A 14,767-nucleotide genomic window follows, 5' to 3' on the forward strand; every position below is an offset into this window, starting at 1 on the left:
AGCTCGGGGGTGACCCGCCCCGGCCGGTCAGGCGTGACTCCCGCGCCGGTCACGGTCACCCCCGAGCCGGGCATGACGGTGCGCGTTCCACTCGCTACGGTAAGTCACTGAACGCACGAGGGGTCGTTACCCGACGTGAGCGCGATCCCGGCTAGGATTCGGCCCACTATGGTCATCCAGCGCATCCGCCGGTTCGCCGCCGGCGTGGCGGCCGATCATGCCGCCCGCCCGCGCACCCCCGTGCCGAACTGGCTCCTCGTCCCTGGCCTGGCCGTGCTGGCCGTCTCGCTCGCCGCGTACGTCGCCTTCCTGCGGGAGTATCCGTTCACCGGGACGGACTTCATGATGTACCTCGGAGCCGCCCACGCGTTCCTCGACGGGCAGCCCGTCTACCAACTCGGGTACACCACGCTCGACCTTCCCTACACCTACCCGCCGATCACCCTCCCGTTCCTGATCCCGCTGACCTGGTTCGACCCGTGGGTCGCCCTGAATCTCATGAACGCGGCGGGTGTCGCGGCGATGCTCGCCGCCCTGTGGTTCACCACCAGGATGCTCGGCTACGAGGGCACCCGCGGCCGCCTCGGCGTGGTCGCCGCCATCGGCGGCGTGTTGATCTGGACCGAGCCGCTGCAGCGCAACCTCGGCCTGGGCCAGATCAACATTCTGGTCATGCTGCTGGTCGTGGCCGACCTCGCGCTGTCCGACTCCAGCCGGTTCAAGGGCGTCGGGATCGGGGCGGCGACCGCGACCAAGCTGCTGCCCGGCCTCTTCGTGATCTACCTGCTGCTCACGCGGCGGATCCGGGCCGCCGTCGTCGCGACGGTCACCTTCGTGGGGCTCACGCTCCTGGGGGCGATCATCCAGCCGGGCGGTTCGTACGACTACTGGCTCACCGGGCGGGCATTCGACTCGCACCGGGTGCTGATGATCCTCGGCCCACGCTACGGCGGCAACCAGTCCCTGCAGGGCTTCACCGCGCGCCTGCTCGAGACGGATGAGCAGAACACGATCTGGTGGATGCTGTCCGTGGTCGTCGTCGTGGTCGCCGGCCTCGCCCTCGCGACCGCGCTGCAGCGGCACGGCGAGGAGGCCATGGCGATGGTCGTCGTCGGCCTCACCACGCTTCTCGTCTCGCCGGTCAGCTGGTCGCACTACTGGATCTGGATCGGCCCGATGGCGGTGGTGCTCGTCGACGTCGTGCGCCGCTCGCACGGCACGGCACGTGTGCTGGCCGGCGCCGTCGCGGTCGCCGCGATCCTGCCCTTCCTCATGTGGCCGGGTCCCGCCCGGACCGGCGAGATCATCCCGAGGGGCCTGATCTGGAAGGCGGGCCACCTGCACGGGCTCGCCCAGCGGCTCGCGGTTGACGCCTACGTGCCGACGGTGCTGGTACTGTTCGCGCTCGCCGCGCTCTGGCTGCTGTACCAGTGGCGGCGTGCCGGACGGACGGTCACCCCGGCGGAACGCGTCCCGGCATGACGAGATCTCTCCGGCCGAGCTCCACCGCCCCGATCCCCGAGGAGTCGTCGATGACGCAGGCGACGGACGAACGCGACGCGCCCGCCCCGACCATCGAGCCGACGCGCTCCGGCGAGCAGGCGACGCTGCCCCGGCAGGCCGACGTCCCGGCCTCGACGGCGCCGAGCCCGTCCGGCGCGCGGCACCCCCGGCTGCTGGTGCTCGACGGGCTGCGCCTCGGCGCGGCGGTCATGGTCGTCGCGTACCACCTCGTCGGGGACAAGCTCGGCGCGTGGCGGGACCCCGCCGCCGCGTCCATCTTCGGCCCGCTGCACTCCGCCTCCGCGTACGGTTTTCTCGGGGTGCAGCTGTTCTTCATCATCAGCGGCTTCGTCATCTGCATGAGCGCATGGGGCCGGTCCGTCGGTGACTTCTTCGTCTCCCGCGTGGTGCGGCTCTATCCCGCCTACTGGTTCGCTGTGCTGGTGTCGGCGGGCGTGCTCGTGGCCGTGCCGATGACGCGCGAGCTCCAGGCCCGTGACGTGCTGGCCAACCTCACGATGATGCAGGACTTCCTGAACGTTCCGCGTCTCGACATGTCGTACTGGACCCTCACCGTCGAGATGATCTTCTACCTGCTGTTCGCCGTCCTCGTCGCCCGCGGTCTCAGCTACCGCCGCGTGGTCGCCTTCTGCGCCCTGTGGACGGTCGCCTCGCTCGTCGTGCCGAAGTTCGGCAACCAGTGGCTCATCGAGGTCACGGCGGCCAGCTACTCCAGCTACTTCATCGCCGGGGTCGCTCTCTATCTCATCCACCGCTTCGGCCAGAACCTGCTGCTCTGGTCGATCGTCGGGCTGTCCTGGCTGATCTCGCTCACCCGGCTGCTCGGCCTCGCCAAGGCCCGCGACGTCTCGTTCGCGCCCTCGGCCGTCATCGTGACGGTCTTCTTCCTCGTCATGGCGGCGGTCGCGCTCAACCGCTTCGGATGGGTGAGGTGGCCCTGGGTCGCGACGGCCGGCGCACTGACCTACCCGCTCTACCTGGTGCACCAGACGGTCGGGGTCGCCGTCATCAAGGAGACCCAGACCCACCTGTCGCCGTGGCTGCTGCTGGGCGCGCTGTTCGGGTCGCTGCTCGTCGCCGCGTGGCTGATCCACCGGTTCATCGAGCGGCCCGTCGCCCGGTGGATGAAGCGGCAGCTCAACCGGTCCCTGCACCAGGTGCGCGAGGTCAGCTGACCCCTCCGAGCTCACCCGGACGGGGGTGACCTGAGCCACAAACGATACGGATCCGTTCCGTATCGAAACACTCTCACCTACGCTCAGCAGCGTTACGAGTCTGTCCCGTATCGTATTTTGACGCGGGTGAGCCGGGGGGAGAACCCGAGTGGAACCGCACGAGAACACCGGACACCCGAGGAGGTGGGCGATCCTGGGGGTGCTGGTGATCAGCCTCCTCGTGGTCGTCCTCGACAACACCATCCTCAACGTCGCCCTGCGTACCCTCGCCGACCCGGTGCACGGCCTCGGGGCCAGCCAGGGCGAGCTGGAGTGGGCGATCAACTCCTACACGCTGGTCTTCGCTGGACTGCTCTTCACCTTCGGCGTCCTCGGCGACCGTTTCGGCCGCAAGCGCTTCCTGATGGTCGGCCTGGCCCTGTTCGGGCTGGCCTCGCTGCTCTCCGCGTACGCCCAGGACCCGGGCCAGCTGATCGCCACCCGCGCGCTGATGGGCGTCGGCGGCGCCGCCATCATGCCGGTGACCCTGTCGATCATCTCCAACGTCTTCGACCCCCGCGAACGGGCCAAGGCGATCGGCATCTGGGCCGGCGCGGTCGGCCTGGCCGTGGCCATCGGTCCGGTGCTCGGCGGCGCCCTGCTGGAGCACTACTGGTGGGGCTCGGTCTTCCTGATCAACGTGCCGGTGGTGGTGCTCGGCGTGGTGCTGGTCGCCGCCCTCGTACCGGAGTCCCGCGACCCCCGGCCGGGCCGGGTGGACGTGCTCGGCGTGCTGCTCTCCGTGGTCGGTCTGGTCGCGCTCACCTACGGCATCATCGACGGCGGCGAGCACGGCTTCGGCCGGCCGCAGGTCTGGGCCGCGATCGTCGGCGGGCTCGCGGTGCTCGGCTGGTTCATCTCCCACGAGCTGCGCAGCGACCACCCGTCGCTGGACGTCCGGCTGTTCCGGGTGCCCCGGTTCGCCGCCCCGGTGGCGCTGGTCGGCCTGGTCTTCTTCGCCGCCATGGGCGTGATGTTCTTCGGCGCGTTCTACCTCCAGCTGGTCCGCGGCTACACCCCGCTGGAGAGCGGCCTGCTCTTCCTGCCCTTCGCGGCCGCTCAGCTGATCTTCGCGCCGCGCAGCGCCGCCATGGTCCGCCGCTACGGCGGCCGGGCGGTCGCCGCGGTCGGGCTGCTGCTCACGGCCGCCGCGCTCGGTGCGTTCGTGCTCATCGACGCGGACACCCCGATCTGGATCTTCTCGGCGCTGGGCTTCGTCCAGGGCGCCGGAATGGCCAACATCATGCCGCCGGCCACCGAGTCGATCATGTCGGCGCTGCCCCGGGAGAAGGCCGGCGTGGGCTCGGCGGTCAGCAACACCGTCCGCCAGGTGGCCGGCGCCCTCGGCGTGGCGGTGCTCGGCTCGGTCCTCTCCGCGGTCTACCGCAACGACGTGGCCTCGGCCGTGTCCGGCCTGCCCGCCCCGGTCCGCGACGCGGCCCAGGAGTCGATCTCCGGGGCGTACGCCGTCGCCGGCCGGCTCGGGGCCGGCGCGCCCCGGCTCATCGACGCGGCGAACCAGTCGTTCGTCTCGGCGATGCACTGGGCGGCCGGCGTCTCCGCCCTGGTGGCGCTGCTCGGCATCGTCATCGTGCTGCGCTGGATGCCGGGCCGTCCGCTGATCGAGGTCGACCCCCGGCCGGCCACCGAGCCCGAGTTGGCCGGGACCGCATAGGTTCGGGGACAATGTCTGACATGACATCCACAGCTGATGCTCCGCGGTCGCCCGGGCGACCGCGGAGCGTCCGCGCGGACGAGGCGATCGTGGAGGCCACCCTCGACCTGCTCGCCGAGGGCAGCACTCTCGAGGCGCTCTCCATCGAGGCGATCGCCGCCCGCGCCGGCGTCGGCAAGGCCACCATCTACCGCCGCTGGTCCGGCAAGGACGCGTTGCTGATGGACGCGCTGCGCCGGCTCAAGGGGGTGCCGCCGCAGCCCGCGGGGCACTCCGTCCGCGACGACCTGGTGCTGCTGGTCGGCGCGGTCGGGCACAACGTCGACCCGCGGGCCGCCCGGATCATGCCCTGCCTGGTGCCTGAGGTGAACCGCAGCCCGGACCACTTCCAGCTCTACCAGAACATCATCGAGCCGCGGCGGAAGCTGATGCGCGAGGTGCTGCGGCGCGGGGTGGACAGCGGCGAGCTCCGCGCCGACCTGGACGTCGAGCTGGTCATGGCGCTGCTCACCGGCCCGATGCTGATCCAGCGGGTGCTGCGCTGGCACCCGGAGCTGGACGAGCGGATCCTCCCCGAGCGGATCGTGGACACCGTCTTCGAAGGCATCCGCGCCCGCTGACCCCCGGCGGCGCGCGGCGAGCGGTCAGGCCGCCGGGGTGCGCAGGCGGTGCAGGCGCAGGGCGAGCTGCACCTCCAGGGCGCGCTCCGGCTTCTGCCAGTCCGCGCCGAGCAGCTGCCCGACCCGCTCCAACCGCTGGGTCACCGTGTTGACGTGCACGTGCAGCAGCTCCGCCGCCCGGGCCAGGCTGCCACCCACCCCGAAGTACGCCTCCAGCGTCTTCACCAGCGCGGTGCCCCGCCGGGCGTCGTAGTCGACCACCGGACCCACCGTGGCGGTGAGGAACCGGTCCACGTCCCGGTCGCCCGAGTCGCCGACCGCGCCCAGCAGCAGCCCGACGAAGCCCAGCTCGGCGGTGCTCGCCCCCTGCCCGGCCCGGCCCAACGCGCCCAGCGCGGTGAGGCACCGCTCCGCCTCGGCGAAGGTGGTGGCCAGCGAGACCGGGCCGGTGGACGGCCCGCTCGCCCCCGCGGTCACCGGCCGGCCGGTCACCCGGGACAGGTCCCGGGCCACCGCCCGGGCCGCGCCGCCCGCGTCCTGACCGGGCAGCATCAGCACCACCCGCCCGTCGCGCGCCGCGGCCAGCCCGCCCCGCGTCGAGGCGTACGTGGTGGCCCAGGAGAGCACCCGCTGCCGGGCCGAGCCGGTGGCGGCGATCGCGTCGTCGCCGACCGCCACCAGCACGTGCGGGGCGTCCAGGTCCACGCCCAGCCGGCGGGCGCGGCTGCGCAACGCGTCGGTGTCGCGCAGCGGCCGGGCGATCAGGTCGTCCAGCAGCTCGCCCCGGACCCGCCCCTCCGCCTCGGCCACCGTCCGGCGGAACAGCAGCAGCAGCGCGGTCACCAGCGCCGCCCGCTCCAGGATTCGCTGGTCGGCGTCGACCAGCTCGCCGTCCGGGCGCAGCACCAGCGCGCCCAGGTTCTCCGCGCCGGCCACCACCGCGGCGTACCAGAGCGGACCCCGGCGGACGCTGCGCCCCTCGGTCCGGGACGCGGCCACGGCCTCGACGATGTCCGCCCGGTCCGGCTCCTCGATCTCACCCACCCGGGCCAGCCGCCGACCCTCGGCGTCCAGCGCCAGCAGCGCCCCGCCGAGCACCTCGGTGACCGCCGCCGCCACGTCACCCATCCCGCCGCCGCGCACCACCAGGGCCGTCATCCGGTCGTGGGCGGCGGCCGCCCGCTCCACCGAGCTGCTGTGCGCCCGGATCGTGCTGTTCGCCGCCGACAGCTCCTCCAGCGCCGACCGGGTCTCGGCCAGCAGCCGGGCCGTGTCGATCGCCACCGCGGCGTGCGCGGCCAGCGAGACCAGCAGCGACACCTCCTCCCGGGCGAACGGCCGGGCCGAGCGGTTGGCCGCGTACAGCACGCCGATCACGCTCGACCCGAGCCGCAGCGGGACGCCCAGGATGGCCACCAGGCCCTCCTCGCCCACCCCGCCGTCGATCTCCCCGGTGTGCTTGAAGCGGTCGTCCTCCTGGTAGTTCGAGGTGACGTACGGGGTGCCGGTCTGCGCCACCAGGCCGCCCAGGCCGTCGCCCATCTCCAGCCGCAGCCGCTGGAACCGCGCCGAGATCGAGCCGTCGGTGACTCGCATGTAGGTGTCGCCGCGCTCGTCGTCGTTGAGCGTCATGTACGCCACGTCGGTGCCGAGCAGGATCCGCGCCCGGTGCACGATCGCGCGCAGCACGTCGTCCAGGTCGCGCAGCCCGGCCAGGTCGCTGGCCGTGTCGTACAGGCCGGAGAGCTCGGTCTCCCGGCGGCGCCGCCGCTCCAGCAGCGCGCGGACCCGCAGCGCCACCACCTTCGCCTGCTCCAGCTCGGCGAGGCGCTCGGCGGGCAGGCCGGCGGCGCGGGCGGCGATCAGCGGGCCCTCGAACTCGACCGCGGCGGCCTCCCGCGCCAGCAGCTCCAGGAACTCGACCGGCGACGACATGACCGACATTGTGCGCGCGGCCACTAGTTGGCCGTCCAGCCCCCGTCGAGGGCGATCGAAGCGCCGGTGATGAACGCGGCGGGCGGCGAGCACAGGTACGCCACCAGCTCCGCCACCTCCTCCGGCTCGATCAGTCGCTTGATCGCCGCCCGGGCCAGCATGATCTTCTCCACCACCTCGTCCTCGCCGATGCCGTGGCTGGCCGCCTGGTCGGCGATCTGGCTCTCCACCAGCGCGGTCCGCACGTACGCCGGGTTGATGCAGTTGGCGGTCACCCCGTGCGCGGCCCCCTCCAGCGCCACCACCTTCGACAGCCCCTCCAGGGCGTGCTTGGCCGAGACGTACGCCGCCTTGTACGGCGAGGCGCGCAGCCCGTGCACCGACGAGATGTTGACGATCCGGCCCCAGCCGCCCGCGTACATCCGCGGCAGCGCCCGCCGGATCAGCAGGAACGGCGCCTCCACCATCACCCGCTGGATGTACTCGAAGCGCTCCACGGGGAAGTCCTGCACCGGCGCGACGTGCTGGAGGCCGGCGTTGTTGACGACGATGTCCACGTCGATGTCGAGCCGGTCCACCGCTTCCGGGTCCGCCAGGTCGACGCCCTCCGCCCGGCCGCCCGCCTCCGCGGCCACCGCCTTGGCCGCCTCCACGTTGCGGTCGACCACCAGCACCGCCGCGCCGGCCGCCGCCAGGCGCAGGGCGCAGGCCCGTCCGATGCCGCTGCCACCACCGGTCACCAGCGCAGCGCGACCGGAGAGGTCGACCTGCACGACGTGGGGGACCGCCACGGGTTCTGCCGTCATGGCGCAAGAAGTTACGAGCTGTGTGGCCGGCGGCACATGGGGCGGCGGCACATACTCGACCGCTTCAGTGTGTGGCGCGGATCGTGTCCGCCGGGTCCCGGCGTGTCCGCCCGGCCGAGCCCCGGGGCGCACCAGTAGGGTGTCGAACACACGTTCTGCCGGTGGCTCGGGGAGGAGGCGGCGTGCGCGTGCTGGGCGTCGACCCGGGGCTCACCCGGTGCGGGGTCGGCGTGGTCGAGGGCGTGCCGGGCCGTCCCTGCACCCTGATCGCCTACTACGTGGTCTACACCGACCCCGCCGACGAGCTGCCGCTGCGCCTGCTGCACCTGGACCGCTCGCTCACCGACCTGGTCACCGAGCACCGGCCCGACGCCGTGGCCGTCGAGCGGGTGTTCAGCCAGCACAACGTCCGCACCGTGATGGGCACCGCCCAGGCCAGCGGGATCGCCGTGCTCGCCGGGGCGCGGGCCGGGCTGCCCGTGCAGACCTACACCCCGAGCGAGGTGAAGGCGGCGGTGACCGGTTCCGGCCAGGCCGACAAGGCGCAGATGACCGCCATGGTCACCCGGCTGCTGCGGCTGCCCGAGCCGCCCCGCCCGGCCGACGCCGCCGACGCCCTGGCCCTGGCCATCTGCCACATCTGGCGCGGCGGCACCCGGTCCAAGCTGGCCGCCGCCGCCGAGCGGGCACGACGAGGAGGAGCGCGATGATCGCCAGCGTGCGCGGCACGGTGACCGCGACCGGTCCGGACCACGCGGTGGTGGAGGTGGGCGGCATCGGCCTGGCGGTCCAGTGCGCCCCCGGCACCCTCGCCGAGCTGCGGGTCGGCCAGCCCGCCCGGCTGGCCACCAGCCTGGTGGTCCGGGAGGACTCGCTCACCCTCTACGGCTTCGCCGACGACGACGCCAAGCAGCTCTTCGAGCTGCTCCAGACCGCCAGCGGGGTGGGCCCGCGGCTGGCCCAGGCGGTGCTCGCCGTGCACACCCCGGACGCGGTCCGCAAGGCCATCGCCAACGCCGACACCGCCGCGCTGACCCGGGTGCCCGGCATCGGCAAGAAGGGCGCCGAGCGGCTCGTCCTCGAACTGCGCGACCGGATCGGCCCGGTGCCGGTCGGCGTCGACGGCGCGGCCGGGGTGACCGCCGGCGCCTGGCCGGAGCAGGTCCGCCAGGCCCTGGTGGGGCTCGGCTGGACCGCCGGCCAGGCCGAGCAGGCGGTGGCCGCCGTGGCGGAGACCGTCGACGGGGAGACCCCGCCCGTGCCGGTCCTGCTCAAGCAGGCCATCCGCCTCCTGGGCCGCACGCGATGATGAGCGCGAGGAGTGAGCCGGGTCTGCGAGCCCCGCAGTCGCAGAAGAAGGTCAGCGCGTGAGCAACGAAAACCTGGTTTCGGCGTACGTCAGCGACGCGGAACGGGACGCGGAGGCCAGCGTCCGGCCGAAGCGGCTGGAGGAGTTCATCGCCCAGCACCGGGTCCGCGACCAGCTCGACCTGCTGCTCAAGGGCGCGATGCGGCGCGGCTCCCCGCCCGACCACATCCTTCTCTCGGGGCCGCCTGGCCTGGGCAAGACCACCCTGGCCAACATCGTGGCCGCCGAGCTGGGCTCGGGCATCCGGGTGACCAGCGGGCCGGCCATCGAGCGCTCCGGCGACCTGGCCGCCATCCTGACCAGCCTGGCCGAGGGCGACGTGCTCTTCATCGACGAGATCCACCGGATCGCCAAGCCGGCCGAGGAGCTGCTCTACAGCGCAATGGAGGACTTCCGGGTCGACGTGGTGGTCGGCAAGGGACCGGGGGCGACCGCCATCCCGCTCGACGTCGAGCCGTTCACGCTGGTCGGCGCGACCACCCGGTCCGGCCTGCTCACCGGGCCGATGCGGGACCGGTTCGGCTTCGTCGCGCACCTCGACTTCTACGCCCCGGCCGACCTGGAGGCGCTGCTGCACCGGTCCGCCCGGATCCTCGGCGTGCCGATCACCGAGGAGGGGGCGGCGGAGATCGCCGGCCGGTCCCGGGGCACCCCCCGGATCGCCAACCGGCTGCTGCGCCGGGTCCGCGACTTCGCCGAGGTCCGCGCCGACGGGGTGGTCAATCTGGAGACCGCCCGGGCCGCCCTCACCGTCTACGACGTCGACGCGCTCGGCCTGGACCGGCTGGACCGCGCGGTGCTCACCGCGCTGGTCGACTCCTTCCGGGGCGGCCCGGTCGGGCTCTCCACCCTCGCCGTGGCGGTCGGGGAGCAGCCGGACACGGTCGAGGAGGTGTGCGAGCCCTTCCTGGTCCGGGCCGGGCTGCTGGCGCGGACGCCGCGCGGCCGGGTCGCCACCGCGGCCGCCTGGCACCATCTGGGGCGTACTCCGCCGAATGGTACATTTGGCGCGGATGCCCCTCCCGTGCCCGATCTGTTCTCGGCGCAGACCGATCAGGCGTGATCCGAACGTGATCTGTGCCGCATTCGGTGTTCTCAGGTGTAGGGATTAGACTTCGCCGCGGTCTGTACAGGACGTGAGAATCCGCCTCCGCTCCGGCACCCCTCAGGGGTGGGAGCAGAGGCCAATGGGAAGGTCGACAACCGTGCAAAACCTTGCAGCGGGTGGCGGAGGGGCCGGCGGCCTGACGCCGATCCTCATGATCGCTCTGCTCTTCGGCGTCATGTACTTCATGATGATCCGCCCCCAGCAGAAGCGCCGCCGTGAGGCCGAGCAGATGCAGTCCGCGCTCGGCCCGGGCGACGAGGTGGTCACCATCGGCGGGCTCTACGGCACGGTCACCGGCATCGAGGACGAGACGGTCCTGCTGGAGGTCGCCCCGGGCGTGCAGACCCGGTACGCGCGCCCGGCGATCGCCCGCGTGGTGAAGCGGACCGAGGCCCCCGAGGCCGAGACGATCACCGAGGAAGCCGAGTCGGTCAAGGAGTGACCACCGGCCCCGGACGGGGCAGCGGATTCACTCACACAAGTGGATAGTTGGGTCGGCGTCCGACGCCGGCACGCGGGAAGCCCGCGCGACGCCGCCGCGTTGTGCGCTGGGAGGCGTGCCGTCCGGCGGCGCCGACCCCCGGAGCAGTCGGGCGGACACCCCCGGCCCGACATTCCCGCCGCTGTCGAAGCGGCGCGACCGTACAGGGAGACAGGACAGCCGTGGCACCACCTCAGGGACAGATGCGCCCCGGACGGCAGCTCGCCGTTCTCGGGTTCATCTTCGTCGTCCTCTATCTTTTGGTGTTCTTCTCGGGCGGCGCCAGCGGTGGCTGGAAGGATCGGCTGGAGCCCCGGCTCGGCCTGGACCTCATCGGCGGCACCCGGCTGACGCTCGAGGCCACCAACACCGTGGACGGCAAGCCCCCGACGTCCGCCAACCTCGAAGAGGCCCGTCAGATCATCGAGAGCCGGGTCAACGCGTACGGCGTGGCCGAGGCCGAGGTGGTCACCGAGGGCAACCGGAACATCGTCATCTCCCTGCCCGGTGAGAACCGGGACCTGACCGACGTCGGCAGCGCCGCCGAGCTGCGTTTCCGCAAGGTGCTCAAGGCCACCGACGGCAGCGGCGCGGCCGCCGCGCCGGCCCCGACGGCCAGCGCCACCCCGGCTCCCTCGGGCAGCGCCACCCCGGCCCCGTCCGGCAGCGCCTCGCCGAAGGTGAGCGCGAGCCCGAAGGCCACCTCGTCGCCGACCGCCGGCGGCCAGGGCGGCATGGCGCCGACGCCGAGCGCCAGCGCCGCCGCGCCGACCGCGTCGGCCACGCCGAGCGCCGCCGCGCCGAGCCCGAGCGCCAGCGCCGCCCCGGTGCCGCAGAGCGTCGAGCAGCAGCGCAAGGCCGTCGAGCAGAAGGTCGGTGCGGCCGCGTGGGCCGCCGCGTCCGGCCTCCAGGCGCCGGCCGACCTGACCGCCGACCCGTCGCTGGCCGACAAGCTCAAGCCGTTCGGCACCCTCTCCCCGCAGGAGATCGCGGTGCTGCCGGTCGAGATGCAGTTCAACGTCCCGACCATCACCTGCGCCCAGCTCGACAAGCGGCCGCCGGCGTCGATCAAGGACGAGAAGCAGAAGGCGGTGGCCTGCGAGGCCGGCGCCAAGTACCTGCTCGACGTGGCGAAGGTGCTCGGCACCGACGTCGACGACGCCAACGCCGTGCTCGACCAGACCAGCTCCTGGGTGGTCAGCCTGAACTTCACCGGCAAGGGCCAGGAGAAGTGGACGGCGCTGACCCGCGAGGCGTTCAACAACGAGGGTCAGGCCTGCGACCAGACCGCGCTCGGCCAGGACGGCAAGTGCCGGGTCGCCGTGGTCCTGGACAACGAGATCGTCTCCTCCCCGGAGATCCAGGGCGTGCTGACCGGTGACTCGCAGATCACCGGCAGCTTCGACAACAAGAGCGCGAACGCCCTGGCCAGCCAGCTCCGCTACGGCGCGCTGCCGGTGACCTTCATCCCGCAGGAGCAGCAGAACGTCACCGCGACGCTGGGCGACAGCCACCTCAAGGCGGGTCTGCTCGCGGCCGGCATCGGCATGCTGCTGGTCATCATCTACTCGTTCTTCTACTACCGGCTGCTCGGCTCGGTCATCTTCCTGAGCCTGGTGCTCTCGGCGATGCTCGTCTTCGGGGCGTTGGTGGTGCTCGGCCGGTCGATCGGGTTCACACTCACGCTCGCCGGCATCGCCGGCATGATCGTCTCACTCGGCGTGGCGGCGGACTCGTTCGTCATCTACTTCGAGCGACTCAAGGACGAGATCCGCGAGGGACGCAGCCCACGCAGCGCCGTGCCGCGCGCCTGGGTCCGGGCCCGCCGGACGATCATCTCGGCGAACGCCATCACCCTGATGTCGGCCGTGGTGCTCTACATCGTCTCGGTCGGCGCCGTGAAGGGCTTCGCCTTCGCGCTCGGCCTGGCGACCGTCCTGGACCTGGTCGTCGTGTTCCTCTTCCGCCACCCGATCATGACGATGTTCGCCCGGACCCGGGCGTTCCTGTCCCCGCGGGTCAGCGGTCTCGGCCGGGCCCTGCCGGCCCGGTCGGCCGAGTCGGGCACCGCCCGCAACCCGCGTGTCAAGGAGGCCTGAGATGGCTAAGACTGGTCTGGCGTCCCGGCTCTACCGGGGCGAGGCCGATCTCAACATCGTCGGCCGGCGCAAGCTGTGGTTCACCGTCGCCGGTGTGCTGGTGCTGATCGCCGTGCTCAGCTTCGCGGTCCGGGGCTTCAGCCTCGGCATCGAGTTCGCCGGCGGCAACTCGTTCCAGGTGCCGGCCAGCGTCGGCACCCTGGAGCAGGCCGAGGCGAAGGTCGACGCGGCGCTGGCGACCAAGGGCGGCGGCGCCGAGGTGGTCACCGCGCAGAAGGTCGGCAGCACCAGCGGCGAGTACTACGAGCTGCGCACCGGGCAGCTCACCGCGGAGCAGGCCAACGCGGTCAAGACCGAGATGGCGCAGTCGTTCGGCATCCAGGCCGACCAGATCAGCGGCAGCCAGGTCTCCGAGGCGTGGGGCAGCCAGGTCACCTCCCGGGCCCTGCTCGGTCTGCTGATCTTCGTCGCGGTGGTGGCGATCTACCTGATCCTCCGCTTCGAGTGGCGGATGGCGGCCGCCGCGATCGCGTCGCTCTTCACGAACCTGGTGCTCACCGCCGGCATCTACTCGCTGGTCGGCTTCGAGGTCACCCCGTCGACGATCATCGGCTTCCTCACCATCCTGGGCTTCGCGCTCTACGACGTGGTGGTGGTCTTCGACAAGGTCCAGGAGAACACCCGGGGCATCACCGCCAACAACAACCTGACCTACGGCGACGCGGCCAACCTGGCGCTGAACCAGAGCCTCATGCGGTCGCTGAACACCTCGGTGGTCGCCCTGCTCCCGGTCGGCGGTCTGCTCTTCATCGGTGCCGGCCTGCTGGGCGCGGGCACCCTGAAGGACCTGGGTCTGGTGCTCTTCGTCGGTATGGCGGTGGCGTTCCTGACCTCGATCCTGCTGGCCACCCCGCTGCTGGTGCTGCTGAAGAACCAGGACCCGCGGATCAGCGCGCACAACAAGCGGGTGCTGGCCCGCCGTGGCGCCATCGCCCGCGGCGAGGTCGCCCCGAAGGGCGCTCCGCGGGCCGCGACGGCCACCGCCGAGGAGACCATCGACCCCGAGGCGGCCGCCCTGGCCGGCGCCGCCCCGAAGGTCGGCGCCCGGCCGGCCGGCAAGCGCCCCACCGGCGCCCGGGGCGGGCGTCCCGCCGGCGGCGGGGGCAACCGCCCCGGTGGCGCGAAGCGCCGCTGACCGCACACCCGGTAGGAATCGACCGGACGGCGTCCGCCATGCTGTGAAAGCGGCATGACGGACGCCGCCGTCGTTCGAGAGGACATGGGACGTACCGTGACGGAGACCCACACCACCGGGGTACGGGGAGACAGCGGCCCGGAGGTCGCCCAGCTGGTCGCCAGCCGGGTGCTGGACGTGCCGGACTTCCCGAAGCCCGGGGTCATGTTCAAGGACCTGATGCCGCTCTTCGCCGACGGCACGGCCTTCCGTGAGGTGATCGACGGGATCATCGCGTACCACGGGCCGGAATCGTTCGACGCCGTGGTCGGCATCGAGGCGCGCGGGTTCGTGCTGGCCGCGGCCGTCGCGTACGCCACCGGGGTGGGCGTGGTGCCGGTGCGCAAGGCCGGAAAGCTGCCCCGGGCCACCCACTCGGCCTCCTACGCGCTGGAATACGGCGAGGCGACCCTGGAGGTGCACCAGGACGCGTTCACCGCCGGGCGCCGGGTCCTCGTCCTGGACGACGTGCTCGCCACCGGCGGCACCGCCGAGGCCACCCTCGACCTGGTGGAGCGGGCCGGCGGCACGGTGGCCGGCTTCACGGTCCTGATGGAGTTGGGCTTCCTCAAGGGGCGGGAGCGGCTCGCCCCGCGTCCGGTCCATGCCCTGCTGACCGTTTGACCCACCGGCCCGTCGGGCCGACCCGGCGCGGTCCGTCCGGCGGAGCGGCGGCGTACCCTGCGTACGGGTAGCATTGCC

General features: G+C 72.5%; 13 protein-coding genes. 11 read left to right on the top strand and 2 right to left on the bottom strand.

What is annotated here, in order from left to right; translation table 11 throughout:
- Window positions 1-168 precede the first annotated feature (168 nt).
- The 4 genes from AC0OLQ_RS12185 to AC0OLQ_RS12200 all read left to right on the top strand — a co-directional run bounded on the left by AC0OLQ_RS12185 (window position 169) and on the right by AC0OLQ_RS12200 (window position 5,033).
- The gene (locus AC0OLQ_RS12185; RefSeq protein ID WP_484531409.1) at window positions 169-1,482 is read left to right on the top strand and encodes a glycosyltransferase 87 family protein; all 1,314 of its coding nucleotides are present in this window, start codon (window positions 169-171) and stop codon (window positions 1,480-1,482) included.
- 50 nt (window positions 1,483-1,532) lie between these two features.
- The gene (locus AC0OLQ_RS12190; RefSeq protein ID WP_357332926.1) at window positions 1,533-2,699 is read left to right on the top strand and encodes an acyltransferase family protein; all 1,167 of its coding nucleotides are present in this window, start codon (window positions 1,533-1,535) and stop codon (window positions 2,697-2,699) included.
- Between the two features lie 148 nt (window positions 2,700-2,847).
- Window positions 2,848-4,413 (top strand): MFS transporter, encoded by a 1,566-nt coding sequence (locus tag AC0OLQ_RS12195; RefSeq protein ID WP_484531410.1) that lies wholly within the window; start codon window positions 2,848-2,850, stop codon window positions 4,411-4,413.
- Between the two features lie 11 nt (window positions 4,414-4,424).
- Complete coding sequence (locus tag AC0OLQ_RS12200) at window positions 4,425-5,033, top strand: TetR/AcrR family transcriptional regulator (RefSeq protein ID WP_484531411.1); 609 nt, start codon at window positions 4,425-4,427, stop codon at window positions 5,031-5,033.
- A gap of 24 nt (window positions 5,034-5,057) precedes the next feature.
- On the opposite strand, the gene AC0OLQ_RS12205 is transcribed toward AC0OLQ_RS12200, so the two are convergent.
- Entirely contained in the window at window positions 5,058-6,977 is a 1,920-nt protein-coding gene (locus AC0OLQ_RS12205) for a helix-turn-helix domain-containing protein (RefSeq protein ID WP_484532329.1), read from the bottom strand.
- A 14-nt stretch (window positions 6,978-6,991) separates the two neighbouring features.
- Window positions 6,992-7,774 carry a 3-hydroxybutyrate dehydrogenase gene (locus AC0OLQ_RS12210; protein WP_484531412.1) on the bottom strand — a complete coding sequence of 261 codons (783 nt, stop codon included), beginning with the start codon at window positions 7,772-7,774 and terminating at the stop codon, window positions 6,992-6,994.
- 182 nt (window positions 7,775-7,956) lie between these two features.
- On the opposite strand from AC0OLQ_RS12210, the gene ruvC reads away from it, so the two are divergent.
- The 7 genes from ruvC to AC0OLQ_RS12245 all read left to right on the top strand — a co-directional run bounded on the left by ruvC (window position 7,957) and on the right by AC0OLQ_RS12245 (window position 14,689).
- On the top strand, window positions 7,957-8,484 hold the full coding sequence (ruvC, locus tag AC0OLQ_RS12215) for a crossover junction endodeoxyribonuclease RuvC (protein WP_484531413.1): 528 nt from the start codon (window positions 7,957-7,959) through the stop codon (window positions 8,482-8,484).
- The gene (ruvA, locus tag AC0OLQ_RS12220) at window positions 8,481-9,083 is read left to right on the top strand and encodes a Holliday junction branch migration protein RuvA (RefSeq protein ID WP_484531414.1); all 603 of its coding nucleotides are present in this window, start codon (window positions 8,481-8,483) and stop codon (window positions 9,081-9,083) included. Before ruvC ends, ruvA begins: the two co-directional genes overlap by 4 nt.
- Window positions 9,084-9,141: 58 nt before the next feature.
- Window positions 9,142-10,206 (top strand): Holliday junction branch migration DNA helicase RuvB, encoded by a 1,065-nt coding sequence (gene ruvB, locus AC0OLQ_RS12225; RefSeq protein WP_357332920.1) that lies wholly within the window; start codon window positions 9,142-9,144, stop codon window positions 10,204-10,206.
- Window positions 10,207-10,402: 196 nt separating this feature from the next.
- Entirely contained in the window at window positions 10,403-10,693 is a 291-nt protein-coding gene (gene yajC, locus AC0OLQ_RS12230; protein ID WP_484531415.1) for a preprotein translocase subunit YajC, read from the top strand.
- A gap of 221 nt (window positions 10,694-10,914) precedes the next feature.
- On the top strand, window positions 10,915-12,831 hold the full coding sequence (gene secD, locus AC0OLQ_RS12235; protein ID WP_484531416.1) for a protein translocase subunit SecD: 1,917 nt from the start codon (window positions 10,915-10,917) through the stop codon (window positions 12,829-12,831).
- A gap of 1 nt (window position 12,832) precedes the next feature.
- Entirely contained in the window at window positions 12,833-14,026 is a 1,194-nt protein-coding gene (gene secF, locus AC0OLQ_RS12240) for a protein translocase subunit SecF (RefSeq protein WP_357332917.1), read from the top strand.
- 96 nt (window positions 14,027-14,122) lie between these two features.
- On the top strand, window positions 14,123-14,689 hold the full coding sequence (locus AC0OLQ_RS12245; protein ID WP_484531417.1) for an adenine phosphoribosyltransferase: 567 nt from the start codon (window positions 14,123-14,125) through the stop codon (window positions 14,687-14,689).
- Window positions 14,690-14,767 lie beyond the last annotated feature (78 nt).

This window comes from Micromonospora sp. Utrum1 (assembly GCF_057197805.1).

Excerpts from the sequence above, each read along its gene's own strand:
- AC0OLQ_RS12185 (WP_484531409.1), top strand. The coding sequence starts at position 169 with ATGGTCATCCAGCGCATCCGCCGGTTCGCCGCCGGCGTGGCGGCCGAT.
- AC0OLQ_RS12190 (WP_357332926.1), top strand. The coding sequence starts at position 1,533 with ATGACGCAGGCGACGGACGAACGCGACGCGCCCGCCCCGACCATCGAG.
- AC0OLQ_RS12200 (WP_484531411.1), top strand. The coding sequence starts at position 4,425 with ATGTCTGACATGACATCCACAGCTGATGCTCCGCGGTCGCCCGGGCGA.
- AC0OLQ_RS12205 (WP_484532329.1), bottom strand. The coding sequence starts at position 6,977 with ATGTCGGTCATGTCGTCGCCGGTCGAGTTCCTGGAGCTGCTGGCGCGG.
- AC0OLQ_RS12210 (WP_484531412.1), bottom strand. The coding sequence starts at position 7,774 with ATGACGGCAGAACCCGTGGCGGTCCCCCACGTCGTGCAGGTCGACCTC.
- ruvA (WP_484531414.1), top strand. The coding sequence starts at position 8,481 with ATGATCGCCAGCGTGCGCGGCACGGTGACCGCGACCGGTCCGGACCAC.
- yajC (WP_484531415.1), top strand. The coding sequence starts at position 10,403 with ATGATCGCTCTGCTCTTCGGCGTCATGTACTTCATGATGATCCGCCCC.
- secF (WP_357332917.1), top strand. The coding sequence starts at position 12,833 with ATGGCTAAGACTGGTCTGGCGTCCCGGCTCTACCGGGGCGAGGCCGAT.